This window comes from Microcoleus sp. S1D4, from assembly GCF_036700765.1.
Taxonomy (GTDB): Bacteria; Cyanobacteriota; Cyanobacteriia; order Cyanobacteriales; family Microcoleaceae; genus Microcoleus.
In genome coordinates this window covers 21,212-33,846 of the sequence record NZ_JAUBPP010000003.1, presented here as the reverse complement: position 1 = coordinate 33,846, position 12,635 = coordinate 21,212, and the positions used below count along the sequence as shown (strand labels likewise).

Annotated in this window: 15 protein-coding genes; 9 read left to right on the top strand and 6 right to left on the bottom strand. The window is 44.8% G+C overall.

What is annotated here, in order from left to right; genetic code table 11:
• Positions 1-113 precede the first annotated feature (113 nt).
• From pstA to pstS, 3 genes are all read right to left on the bottom strand, one after another.
• Positions 114-1,007: a phosphate ABC transporter permease PstA gene (pstA, locus tag QT998_RS04155; RefSeq protein WP_333116385.1), complete on the bottom strand. Its 894-nt coding sequence runs from the start codon at positions 1,005-1,007 to the stop codon at positions 114-116.
• A 34-nt stretch (positions 1,008-1,041) separates the two neighbouring features.
• Positions 1,042-1,998, bottom strand: coding sequence for a phosphate ABC transporter permease subunit PstC (gene pstC, locus QT998_RS04150; protein WP_333116387.1), 957 nt, complete (start codon positions 1,996-1,998; stop codon positions 1,042-1,044).
• A 260-nt stretch (positions 1,999-2,258) separates the two neighbouring features.
• A complete protein-coding gene (gene pstS / locus QT998_RS04145; protein ID WP_333088560.1) occupies positions 2,259-3,419 on the bottom strand; it encodes a phosphate ABC transporter substrate-binding protein PstS in 1,161 nt (386 codons plus the stop codon).
• Between the two features lie 664 nt (positions 3,420-4,083).
• Here pstS and QT998_RS04140 point away from each other — a divergent pair.
• From QT998_RS04140 to QT998_RS04100, 9 genes are all read left to right on the top strand, one after another.
• On the top strand, positions 4,084-4,662 hold the full coding sequence (locus tag QT998_RS04140; RefSeq protein WP_333088563.1) for a biotin transporter BioY: 579 nt from the start codon (positions 4,084-4,086) through the stop codon (positions 4,660-4,662).
• A 204-nt stretch (positions 4,663-4,866) separates the two neighbouring features.
• Entirely contained in the window at positions 4,867-5,376 is a 510-nt protein-coding gene (gene lspA, locus QT998_RS04135; RefSeq protein WP_194008963.1) for a signal peptidase II, read from the top strand.
• Positions 5,377-5,693: 317 nt separating this feature from the next.
• The gene (locus tag QT998_RS04130; protein WP_333116390.1) at positions 5,694-7,349 is read left to right on the top strand and encodes a B12-binding domain-containing radical SAM protein; all 1,656 of its coding nucleotides are present in this window, start codon (positions 5,694-5,696) and stop codon (positions 7,347-7,349) included.
• Between the two features lie 22 nt (positions 7,350-7,371).
• Complete coding sequence (locus QT998_RS04125; protein ID WP_333116393.1) at positions 7,372-7,680, top strand: type II toxin-antitoxin system HigB family toxin; 309 nt, start codon at positions 7,372-7,374, stop codon at positions 7,678-7,680.
• On the top strand, positions 7,655-8,068 hold the full coding sequence (locus QT998_RS04120) for a helix-turn-helix domain-containing protein (RefSeq protein ID WP_333088568.1): 414 nt from the start codon (positions 7,655-7,657) through the stop codon (positions 8,066-8,068). The genes QT998_RS04125 and QT998_RS04120 overlap by 26 nt, the downstream gene beginning before the upstream one ends.
• Before the next feature lie 41 nt (positions 8,069-8,109).
• On the top strand, positions 8,110-8,439 hold the full coding sequence (locus tag QT998_RS04115) for a type II toxin-antitoxin system RelE/ParE family toxin (RefSeq protein WP_333116396.1): 330 nt from the start codon (positions 8,110-8,112) through the stop codon (positions 8,437-8,439).
• 4 nt (positions 8,440-8,443) lie between these two features.
• The gene (locus QT998_RS04110) at positions 8,444-8,797 is read left to right on the top strand and encodes a helix-turn-helix domain-containing transcriptional regulator (RefSeq protein ID WP_333088570.1); all 354 of its coding nucleotides are present in this window, start codon (positions 8,444-8,446) and stop codon (positions 8,795-8,797) included.
• A 12-nt stretch (positions 8,798-8,809) separates the two neighbouring features.
• Positions 8,810-9,271, top strand: a complete 462-nt coding sequence (locus QT998_RS04105; protein ID WP_190745192.1) for an SRPBCC family protein — start codon at positions 8,810-8,812, stop codon at positions 9,269-9,271.
• Positions 9,255-9,443, top strand: coding sequence for a CPXCG motif-containing cysteine-rich protein (locus QT998_RS04100; protein WP_006635525.1), 189 nt, complete (start codon positions 9,255-9,257; stop codon positions 9,441-9,443). Before QT998_RS04105 ends, QT998_RS04100 begins: the two co-directional genes overlap by 17 nt.
• A gap of 4 nt (positions 9,444-9,447) precedes the next feature.
• Here the strand turns inward: QT998_RS04100 and QT998_RS04095 are convergent, their stop codons facing one another.
• From QT998_RS04095 to QT998_RS04085, 3 genes are all read right to left on the bottom strand, one after another.
• Positions 9,448-10,200 carry a gamma-glutamyl-gamma-aminobutyrate hydrolase family protein gene (locus QT998_RS04095; protein WP_333116399.1) on the bottom strand — a complete coding sequence of 251 codons (753 nt, stop codon included), beginning with the start codon at positions 10,198-10,200 and terminating at the stop codon, positions 9,448-9,450.
• A gap of 204 nt (positions 10,201-10,404) precedes the next feature.
• Positions 10,405-11,067 (bottom strand): DUF2834 domain-containing protein, encoded by a 663-nt coding sequence (locus QT998_RS04090; RefSeq protein ID WP_333116401.1) that lies wholly within the window; start codon positions 11,065-11,067, stop codon positions 10,405-10,407.
• Between the two features lie 143 nt (positions 11,068-11,210).
• The gene (locus QT998_RS04085; protein ID WP_333116403.1) at positions 11,211-12,476 is read right to left on the bottom strand and encodes an FAD-dependent oxidoreductase; all 1,266 of its coding nucleotides are present in this window, start codon (positions 12,474-12,476) and stop codon (positions 11,211-11,213) included.
• Positions 12,477-12,635 lie beyond the last annotated feature (159 nt).

Here is a 12,635-nt window from a genome sequence, read left to right as displayed (position 1 = left end):
AAATAACTATCCTCTTAATTTTTACAGAACCAGCGAATTTTGTCAGTTGTCAGTTGTTAGTTGTTATTAGCTAATACTTTCAGACCAACTGCAACTGCCAACTGCCAATGACTTCAATAAACCTTTTGGCGAGTAGCCCAGCGAGAAAGAATACTCGTCAGCAAAACCATAAACACCAAAATCAAAGATGCAGCCCAAGCCAACTCTTTCTGTGCCTGAAAAGGAACCGTTGCAAAGTTGTACACCAAAACCGAAAGACTCGGAGTTGGCTTATCAAATCCAGCAGGCCAAAAAGGCGAATTTAGCGCTGTGAAAATCAAAGGAGCAGTTTCTCCAGCAGCACGAGCAATTGCCAGCGTCACACCAGTTAAAATAGCCGGAATAGCCGCAGGCAAAACTACCTGCAACACTGTTTGATAATTAGAAGCACCCACACCCACCGACGCCCATCTAATATCTTGCGGGACAATTTGTAGAGCTTCGTCAGTAGTTCGCACAATTGTCGGCAACATCAGCACAGCCAGCGCCGCGCCCCCTGCGATTGCCGAAAAACCTCCCATATTTACCACGAACAAACCGTAGGCAAATACCCCTGCAATAATCGAAGGAACGCCGCTGAGGACATTAGTAGCAAAGCGCACCCAGCGAGTTATTTTGCCGCTGCTGAACTCCGACAAATAAACGGCGGCCAACACTCCAAAAGGAACAGCAATTAGAGAAGCAATTCCTACGGTCATTAATGTACCGAGAATGGCATTGGCGATACCGCCTCCCGACAGTCCCGGTGCGGGGGGCAGCTTGGTGAACAAGTCTAAATTTAGGCGATTAAAACCTTGTATGGCTACGTAGGAAAGCACTGCAAACAAAGGCAGCAGAGTTATCGCCAGAGCCGAGCCAGCCAGTACAGTCATCGCCATACTAAACAGCGCTTGCGAGCTGTTTTTAACCCTCTTTAAACTGCCTGTTTTCGATCCAAAAGGATTCTCATCGGAGACGCTCTTTGACATAAACTAAAACTATGTAGGAAATTGTGCCAAACTTCTAGTTGTACTTCGCTCTTACTTGAGAAACAATCCACTCTGCCAAAATATTGACAATCAGCGTCATAATAAACAGAATTAGCCCCGTATACATCAGGGCAGCCACTTGCAATCCTGAAGCTTCGGCAAATTGATTTGCCATCAGAGAAGCAATAGTATTTGCAGGAGCTAGCACAGAAGCACTTAACTGATTGGAATTTCCAATTAACAGCGTTGCGGCCATCGTTTCTCCCATCGCGCGGCCGAGGCCTAGCATAATTCCGCCGACAATGCCGGAAAAAGCGGCCGGTACGAGGACTCTAAAGATTGTTGTCCAGCGAGTTGCTCCCAAACCCAGAGATGCTTGTCGCAATTCGGGCGGGAGGCTTGCTAAAGAGTCGCGGGAGATAGCAGTAATAATGGGCAAAGTCATAATCCCCAAAATTACTCCGGCGGGTAACATTCCTGGGCCAACTGGCGATGTGCTAAAAATCGGCAGCCATCCGAAGTTACCGTTGAGAAACTTTCCCATGTTGCTAATAATGGGAATCAATACAGCAATTCCCCACAAGCCGTAGACTACGCTGGGAATGGCGGCTAAAAGTTCTACTAAGAAAACTAAAGCTGTACGCACTGGCAGCGGCAAAAAGTCTTCGCTCAAAAAGATGGCAGTCCCTACTCCTAATGGTACTGCAATTAGGAGCGCGATCGCAGAACTGACGATCGTCCCGTAAATCATCGGCAGCGCACCGTACTCTTCTTTAACCGGATTCCAATCACTGCTAAACAGAAAGCCCAAACCGTACTGTTGAATCGCTGGTAAAGCTCTGAAAGCAACGGTTAGCGCGATTACCAGCAAAATTACGCCAACTCCGATTCCCAAAATCCGAGTCAGCCAGATAAAGCCTTGGTCTAAGGATTTTTCTATCCGAGAGCGGGAACGTTTCTCTGGTTGAGCGGTGTTACTATCTGAAATCATATACAAAAGTCTCAAAAAACTGTAACGAAAAATCGCATTTTTCCGAAAAATCTAGAACGAAGCAGAAACAAAGACTGTAAATCAAATCACACACACAGGGGCGGGTAGATGCCTTCCCTAACTTTTGAAAAAGTATTTCTGGTTAAAGCCGCCCCTACAGAAATATCTCTGTTCCTTCTTCCTTTTTCCCTCTGCCAACAGTCAACAGTCAACAGTCAACAGTCAACTATCAACTGTCAACTGTCAAATGACTTCAATAACTATTTACCAATCTCAATCTTGTAGTCGGGGCTGATGCCGTCGGCTGCCAAAGCAACTTTTTCTCTGACGTTTTGGGGCAGAGGAACGTAACCCAATTCTGCACTAACTTTTTGACCTTCGGTTAAGCCGTATTCCACCATTGCCTCGATAACTTTGGCTTTGTTGGGGTCTGCAACTTTTTTGGGAACGAGCATCCAAGTGTAGGTGACAATTGGATAGGATTGAGCACCTTCGGGGTCTTCGATAAATGCTCGCAGGTTTTCGGGCAGGGGCGCAGTTGCTAAAGCTTGAGAAGCTGAATCGTCTGTAGGTACTACAAATGTGCCTGCTTTGTTTTGCAAAGATGCAAATTTGACGTTGTTGTTTTTGGCGTAGCCATATTCGATGTAGCCGATGCTGCCTGCTGTTTGCAGGAGTTGGCTGGTGACGCCTTCGTTGCCTTTTGCGCCTACGCCTACGGGCCACTGTACTGTTTTGCCCTCGCCTACTGCTGTTTTCCAGTCGGGGCTGATGGCGCTGAGGTGTTTGGTGAAGATGGCGGTGGTGCCGCTACCGTCGGAACGGTGGACGACGGTGATGTTTTGGTCTGGCAATGTTACACCGGGATTGGCTGCTGCAATTTTGGGGTCGTTCCACTTGGTAATTTTACCGAGGAAGATTTCTGTATAAACGTCTCTGGGCAGTTTGAGTTCGGGTACTGCTGGCAGGTTGTAGCCGATGACGATGCTGCCGGCTGTCATGGGCAGCAAAATCACGCCTTTGTCTGCTGGAACTTTGGCGATTTCGTCGTCTTTCATGGCGGTGTCGCTGGCCCCAAAGTCTACTGTGCCTTTGGTAAATTGTTCGACTCCGGCGCCGCTGCCTACTGATTGATAGTTAATTTGTACTTTGGGGTGGATTTTGTTGAAGTCTTGAAACCAACGCTGGTAGAGGGGGGCGGGGAATGAGGCGCCTGCTGCGGTTATGGCTACGTCTGAGGCTAGGGTGAGTTTGCTGTTTGCGGCTGTGCCTGTGGCTGCAACGGGGGATGCTGCGGTGTCGCCGGGGTTGCTGCTGGTTGTGCTGCCACCGCCGCAAGCTGCTAAGCTGAGGGCGATCGCCACAGCGGACATTGCTGTTGTCACACGATTCGGATTAATCAGGTTCAGACGAAAAAGCATAGGTATACAAAATCTGCGATCGTTATACGGATGTCCGGCCATAGCATATCGCGCGAAAGTAAAGGTTAGGTTAAGAATCTTTACTTTCGATCGCAACTTAATATGAATTAACATTAATTTAATTCATTGATGAGCTTGGCAAGTGTAATTTTATAAGATGGGTGAAAGATCAATTGGTGGGGAAACAAGGGTGCGATCGTCCGGCTGCGAACAATTCCCCATTAAAATATCGGAATATCCAGGTTTGAGAACCAGAAAACCATACAATAGTGGTTCTTTTGACAGTAGTGCTAGTATTGAGAACTTAAAAGTTGCCGGCACTCCAGCCTGCATCGGATCAATGCTGATGATATATAGACGAGTCTCAAAAAGATGAGGTACTATCCGGCATAGGCCAAACCGGGCATAGGCCAAACCGGGCATCGGCCAAACAGGGCATCGGGCCTAAAAGCATACCTCACTTTTTAGAGAACCGATATAGCAACCGCCCTGACGGTTACGACGTTCTGGCATTGCACAAACATAAACAGTCGATTGTAACTTCCTCTTGACTTCTTCCTCCTTGTCTTCCTTCTGCATCCTGCCTTCTTCCTTCTTCGTGATGACCAATGACTGATGACTGATGACTAATGACTAATGACTTCTTCCTTCAACATCTGCTATAATGCCTGCTCCTCTTGAATTAATCTGGGCTTTTATTGGTTTGCTCCTAACGATTGGAGGCAATTTTTTGCCTGCATCTGTGACAATGCCGATCGGGTTGTGGGACGATCGCGGACTGCAGGCGTACTCTTTAGGCGTGACTTATCAAATTGGAGCCGTGTTGCTAGTAGGCTGCATGGGCGGCAAAAATGCTGCTGCTCTCTCGCAAATTGCCTATTTGGTATTAGGATTAACTTTGTGGCCGATTTTTGATCGAGGCGGCGGCATCGGCTATCTTAAAGAAGCGAGTTTTGGGTATTTGCTGGGTTTTATTCCTGGTGCTTGGGTGTGTGGCTGGGTCGCTTTTAAGGTGGCTTCGCGACTGGAATCTATGGCTTTTAGCTGTTTATGCGGTTTATTCACAGTTCACGCGATCGGCTTAATTTATCTAATTTTTAGCTACTTGCTGATTCCTGGCAAAAAAGTACCTTTATTAGATGAAATTCTGACCTATTCGGTTTATCCCCTGCCGGGACAATTGGCCGTGGTTTGTGCGATCGCATTGCTATCATTTACTTTGCGTCGCTTGATGTTTTATTGATTGGGAAATTGGGAATTGGGAATTGGGAATTGGGAATTGGGGATTGGTTGTTGTGTCAAATAATGTTATACTATCATTGCGAAACTGGAAAATCATCTCGCTGCGGTTGGGATTGCTTTGCTGCACTGCATTCTCCTCGCAATGAAACGCGAGATTTGAGTAAATTCTATCATGCCCGATACCCCATCTTCTATTGGCTAATCCATGCGTTTTAAAAGAAATCCCTTGTTCTGGGTTGCTGCTATTATCAGTTTAGTTTTAGACCACCTAAGCAAGTTTTGGGTAGTGCAAAATTTTGACTTGACAATTCCTCCGCAGACTCAGCCGCTGTTACCAGGGATATTTCACTTCACTTATGTTGTTAATACTGGTGCGGCTTTTAGTTTGTTTAGCAATGGCGGGGCGAGTTGGTTGCGCTGGCTGTCTTTGGGGGTGAGTGTGGGATTGATGGTGCTGGCTTGGTTCGGGCCGCGAATTAACCGCTGGGAACAAGCTGGCTACGGTTTGATTTTGGGGGGCGCGCTGGGTAATGGGATCGATCGATTTGTTTTGGGCCACGTTATAGATTTTTTGGATTTTCGGATAATTCGGTTCCCGGTTTTTAATCTGGCAGATGTGTTTATTAATGCTGGGATTATCTGTTTGCTGATTGCGACTTTTCACGGCCCACCGCCGCCGAAAAACCGAGACGCGAGTAATTCTATTTCAGAGTAACTTTGAAACACCAAGTTCGGAAACGGATTAGTGAAAGCGGATGTAACAGATGTAACTGCTAACTAATCCTAGGCTGCGCTAGGCGGTTGATTATTATTTTGCGTTTAAAATTTATACTTTATCTGCATAAAAGCTCGATCGGGCAACCGCTGACTGAAGGCAGATGCAACACAGATTAACGCAGATAATTGCAATTCAATAATTGAAATGGACTGAGTACAATGCAAGTCTATTCATAAATTATACACCATACAATAACTTTGGAAATAACTTAAAATAAGATAGTAACAAACCTATTGTTAAAGTTAAACTTGCCCATGACTCCTAATCCTTTTGCTGAAGAACGCCTGCTATTTGCCCCAGCAACCCCCGATGCTGATGCTATTCCGACTATTTTTGCATTTCCCAACGAGTACACGGTTGGCATCACCAGTCTCGGCTATCAGATAGTGTGGGCTACTTTGGCTGTGCGATCGGATATTGAAGTCAGCCGTTTATTTACTGATATCCACGAACAACTTCCCCGACATCCAGAATTACTGGGATTTTCGCTTTCTTGGGAACTTGACTATGTAAATATTCTCAATTTACTGGAATCTCTAGACATTCCGATTTGGGCATCTAAACGAACTGACAATCATCCGATAGTATTCGGTGGAGGCCCGGTTTTTACGGCGAATCCAGAACCTTTTGCAGATTTTTTTGATGTGATTTTATTGGGAGACGGCGAACATCTCATTGACAATTTTATTGATGCTTGTAAAGAAGTTCGTACCGCAGACAGACAAACTAAATTGCGGCATTTAGCCCAAGTTCCGGGGGTTTATGTTCCCAGTTTGTACGAAGTAACTTATTTGGAGGTGACTGAGGGTATTAAATCGATTCAGCCTGTCGATTCTGGAATTCCCAGTGAGGTGGAAAAACAGACGTATCGCGGCAATACTTTATCTGCTTCTACTGTGGTGACAGAAAAGGCGGCTTGGGAAAATATTTATATGGTGGAAGTGGTTCGCAGTTGTCCAGAAATGTGCCGTTTTTGTTTAGCAAGTTATCTGACTTTGCCGTTTAGAACTGCGAGTTTGGAGGATTCGTTAATTCCGGCGATCGATCGCGGTTTAGCTGTGACTAATCGTTTGGGTTTGTTGGGTGCTTCTGTCACTCAGCACCCGGAATTTGAAGCGTTGCTGGATCATTTGAATCATCCAAAATACGACGGCGTGCGGTTGAGTCTTTCTTCGGTAAGGACGAATACGGTGACAGTTAAATTGGCAGAAATTTTGACAAACCGAGACAGCAAATCTGTGACGATTGCCGTGGAAAGCGGCAGCGATCGCCTCCGCAAAATTGTTAATAAAAAACTCACTAACGATGAAATTATCCAAGCTGCCATTAATGCTAAGGCTGGTGGTTTAAAGGGAATTAAACTTTACGGGATGGCGGGAATTCCCGGCGAAGAGATGGAGGATTTGGAGGAGACGGTGGCGATGATGCGGGCGATTAAAAAAGCGGTTCCCGGTTTGCGGTTGACTTTTGGATGCAGCACTTTTGTTCCGAAATCTCACACTCCTTTTCAGTGGTTTGGAGTGAATAAAGATGCGGAGAAGAGGCTGAAGTTTTTAGATAAAGAATTGCGGAAGTTAGGTTTAGAATTTAGACCTGAAAGCTATAACTGGTCGGTGATTCAGGGTTTGTTGTCAAAGGGCGATCGGCGGTTGTCTCGGCTGTTGGAATTAGTGCGACATTACGGCGATACTTTGGGCAGTTATCGGCGGGCTTTTAAGGAGTTGCGGGGACAGTTGCCGGAGATGGATTTTTATGTTTTTCAAGAGTGGGAATTGGATCAGGTTTTGCCTTGGAGTCATTTAAAAGGGCCGCTACCGGAGGCGACTTTGAAGAAGCATTTGGCTGAGGCGATGAGTCATACAACACGACAGCAAAATCAAGAATGTGAAAATTCACTAAGTCGCGTTTAGTAAATTAGATTATAATAGCCTCATGCGTGTTATTAGCCGAAAACGACTAAAAGAATTTTGGGAAACACACCCCAATGCTGAAACAAGTCTGTTGCTGTGGTATCAGCGTAGTTGTGATGCTGAATGGCAAAGTTTAGTAGATATTCGTAAAGTATTTCCTTCGGCTGACTTAGTAGGTAACTTTACGGTATTTAATATTGGTGGCAATAACTATCGGTTAATTGCTTTTATCGATTATGAATACCAGATAGTGTTTGTCCGCTCTGTTTTAACTCATGCAGAATATGATAAGGAGAACTGGAAAAATGACGACTGGTTTAAAAACTCCTAGTAGCTACTATATTGAGATAATCACAACTTTTCCACCGCGTCCAATTACTTGTGAAGCTGAGTTAATCGCTACACAAAATCGGATGGATTCTATTGTGAGTCGGAGCAATCTCACGCAAGACGATCGGGATTACTTAAACGTGTTGGGTACTCTTGTTTATGATTACGAACAAAAACATGAGCCAATGCCAGTCTTGAAAGGTATCGCACTACTGAAAGCATTGATGGTTGAGGACAATATTCAAGAAAAAGATTTGGTTGATATTTTTGAATCCGAGTCTTGGGTATCTGAGATGATGGATGGAAAGCGGGAACTGACGGCGAGTCAAATTCAAAAGTTAGCTAAGTTTTTTCATCTTTCCCCTGTGGCATTTCTTGAGTATAATTAATTGCCAGGATACTGGGATGAGTGACGCACTATAATATAATTATGGCCGAAGTCCAACCGAGAGAAATTCAGCGTTATACTACGCCAGATAACAAAGTGCCTTTCGATCAGTGGTTTGATTCGCTTAGAGATATCAATGCTCAAGCCAAGATTATCTCTAAGCTTAACCGAATTGCTGATGGTAATTTAGGAGACTATCGCTCCGTGGGGGAAGGTGTATGCGAACTTAAAAGAAATTATGGGCCTGGCTACCGAATTTATTTTGGACAAATAGGGATGACAATTGTGATGCTCATCTGCGGAGGCGATAAAAGCACTCAAGACAGAGATATCCGCCAAGCTAAAGAATACTGGACAGATTATAGGAGTTAAGACAATGCCTAAAAGCCTACCTTATCATCCATTTCTGATTGAATCTCTGAGAAAAAATCCGGCATTGTCAGCCGCCTATATAACGGCGACATTAGAGGAGGAAGAGCCGGAACCTGAACTGCTAAAACGAGCTCTCAGCGATGTAGCAGAAGCTTTGGGTCAACCAAAAATGACTCCTGAACAATATGAATTGCACTTAAAAAAATTGGATGAATTGCTGTCGCAGCAAGGAAGTGATGCGATTTATAATCTGGGAACTTGGCTGAATACTTTGGGATTGAAACTAACTGTTGCTGTTTGTACTGATACAGAGGATAATACTGCAAATGCTGAAACGCGATCGCACTTAACTGTCTAGCCCAACGATACAATGCCCAATTTTAAATATTCGTCGCTGATTAATGCCACCGTTGAAGCAGTCTGGAACTTTCACGAAAGGCCCGACATTCTGCAACTTTTGACTCCACCTTGGCAACCGGTGAAAATCATTCGCCGCGAAGGGGGATTAGATGTGGGTGCTGTATCAGAATTTCGCTTGTTATTGGGGCCGATTCCTGTAAAATGGGTGGCGACTCACACTGAGTGCGAACAATATCGCTTGTTTGTTGATGAACAAACTGAGGGGCCGATGGCACGTTGGACTCACCGACACGAGTTTACCTCAGAAAATGGCAAGACTAGATTAACAGATGCGATCGCATTTTCGATACCGGGCGGCCCGATTGTCGATTTGTTGTTAGGTTGGTGGGTGGAAATGCGGTTAACAGATATGTTTCGCTACCGCCACGAAGTCACAAAAAGAGAGTGCGAGAAAGATGCAAACAACGGCTGAATATTACTGTGCTTTCTGCGGCGAACCGAGTACAACTTTTGTTGATATCAGCGGTGGTATGGAGCAATCTTATATCGAAGATTGTCAGGTTTGCTGTCGCCCGAATGTTCTGTATGTCAGAATAGATGAAGATACCCTGGATATCGAAATAGATACGGACTATCAAGAATAAGTGACTATAAAAATGTAGGAATTGCTTGTGATGCTGACTTGGTAGAATTCATGAATTTTGAAGCGGCTGCTTCTACGAAAGCCCTAAAAATTCCAGAGTTGAAGGAACAGTTTGGCGACATTTCCGGGTGCCATTGAATTGCTATCATCCAAGGGTGATAGCAGTGCTCCATTGCTTCTACCAAAGTGTCAGGTGCATCGGCTACAATTCGCCAATCGGATGTTACCTTCCTCACTGCTTGATGATGCCAGGAAACAACTGTTGTTGAAGTTTTTCCCATAATTTTTGCTAGGCGACTGTTTGGCTCAATTTCAATGGTATGCTCGATCGCACGCGGGGGAATTCCCGATCCGTGATTAACCTCATCTCCGTAAGCATCCGGTACGTGAATCACCAAACTGCCACCGCTGGCTACGTTCAACATTTGCATTCCCCGGCAAATCCCCAACACAGGTATGTCAGCTTTCAAAGCTAGCTTTGCTAAGCTTAATTCAAAATTGTCGCGTTCTGCATTAACCGAGTAAACTGTGCGATCGACATAACCGCCGTAAAGTTCTGGGTTTATATCTCCGCCCCCGGAAAAAATCAAACCATCTACTGCATCAAAAATACTAGCCGGATCTAATTGATTGGGCGGCAGCAAAATCGGAATGCCACCAGCCGCCTGAACTGCATCAATATAAGTGCCATTTAAGCGATACTCGCCTGCTGAACAGCGGTTGGATGTTGTGATGCCAACAATCGGAAATTTTTTCATTTGCTAGAGACTGGGAGATAATTATTTACATTAATACTCAGATTTGGCACTATTTGTAATCAGTGTTTCATGGGTGGGCTAGAAGCCCAACCCCTACTCCCCACAATAAAACTTACTTATTGTGGAACAGGCATCTTGCCTGTTTCTTGTCTGATTACTTGTGATTGATTCCTACATTAAACTGAGAATTCCCTGCACTGCTGTCTAATTTGTAACAGTTTTAGTATTAGTTTCCGGCAGCGGTTTGCGCGTACACAGATAAGCCAACGGCCCGAACAGCGGTACTAATGTTACTGCCCAAAATGCTGTAGAGTTTTGCATTCCTCGGCGCGCCATATCGTCTCCTAATAAGGCAGGAAATAGTAGGCAAAGCATACAAAAATCTAAACTCATTACGTGGATAAAACGGTTGGTTTGCCACTGTATCATAAAATCATACCAATCGCCTTTTGTCAACCCAAAGGAAACTAAAGAAGCAGCACCCAATGTTAGGACAATGGCAGTAAAACGGGAGTCTAATATCTTTAAAAAGATATTTTTATGACCGGGAAATTCAGGATTCGGTTCGCGTAGGGCTAAATAAGGCAGCAAGGCAACGGCGCCGACCCCAAAGGATAAAGTGGCAAATAGCCATGCAGGTATTTTCTGCCCCCTGCCGTCAGCAAATAAGACGCAACTGTAGATGAGCGGCCAGACTCCCATGAGGTTGAATAACGCTACAATTAAAGGGTTGATGTCTGCTATTTTGCCTGTGGAAATATTGGTAATTAGTGTGATAGTTTTTTCTGGACTGTCGGGTGGTGAAAATACAAAGGCGTAGGTGATAAATGCAATCCAAAGCAGCCCAAATCCAATTTTTCTGAACATAGTTAGTTTTCTTTACTTCTGATATTACTATAACAATTTTAAAGCGTTTTTGAATAACACTTTTTTTATTAACCGCAGAGGACGCAGAGGAAGAGAAGAGAAGATGAGAGCGGATAAAATGTGAGCATCTTCTGAATGTATTGCTATTTGGTATTGCCTGTTTTGGGCAGATTGCTAAATTGTTGCATAAATTGGCGATCGATCCAATCTTTCCAATACCACAATAACCATGATTCCCACATGAAATTGCCGCGAGATGCGATCGCCCTTTTATTCCCAGTACCAATTAACCCTAAGTAGTGTTCCTGCGGTGCAAAGGGTTTCAGCGGTTTTTCTAATAAAAACTGCTGCAAATTTTCAAACAGCGGTTTGCCCTGACGCACGGCAAACACGCCTGCTTTGGAACGCGGATAATTAACCATCGCAGCGATATCTCCCGCCCCAAATACGTTGGGGTGAGAGACTGATTGTAGGCAATCGTTGACTTGCATAAAGCCGTTTGAGTCGGCTGCTAAACCGGATTCTCTTATCCAATCGGCTGCCGATGCTTGTGTCACCCAAAAAACGATCTCGCACTCTAATTCTAAACCTGATTTACAGGAAATTTGGTAAGTGGTAGGGAATTGAGGATTGGTTTCTTTCTCAATCTTTTTTACTGCACAGACTTTTTCCTTTAAATGCAATTGAATGCCGCGACTGATGAGAATTTCTTGAAGGCGGCGACGCACCCGCTGATTGTGTCCCTGCATCAATTCAGCACCGCTGTGAAACAAATGAATCTCTAATTCTTCTTCTTTCTTCCCCCTTCCCTTTTCTCTCTTACGTCTTTCGCTGTACCTTAATATCCATCCGTTAAATCCGTTACACAATCCGTTGCCGAACCCCTCTTCCTTCCCCAATCGAGATTGCATATTTAATGCTAATTCTACGCCACCGGCACCGCCGCCGACAATGGCGATCCGCAGCGGTTTTTGGGGATGGTTTTGTCTTTCGGAAATTAACTGATTCCAGCTAGCTAAAAACTCCGGTACCGGTTTAGCTGGAATTGCGTATTCTGCGGCACCACGCACCGATAGAGTCGCGGGAGTGCTGCCGATATCTACAGAAAGCACGTCAAAATTAACTGGAGGGCGAGTTTGACAAATAACTAAATTTTTGCTAAAGTCGATCGCGATCGCCCGATCGACCAATATTTGACATTTGGCAAATTCCGCGAGCGATCGCAAATCGATGTGACATTCATCATAATCGTAAAACCCAGCAACGTGCCCCGGCAGCATCCCCGAATAAGGCGCGTACAAGACATCGCTAATCAAAGTCAAACGCACTCCTGGCAGCGGTTTGATGCCGAACATTTTTAATACAATAGCATGACTGTGGCCGCCACCAATTAAGACTAAATGTTTCACAAATTAGATATGTTCGATCGAGATTTTTCACCACAAATATTGTACAGCACTAGCACTCCCGCAGACCGCACTGTCCGGTCAGGAGAATTTGCAGCGCGTAATTAATTATAGCCCAGCACTTTGACAAAATGCTCTGACTTACTCTCTGAATCCAAGATT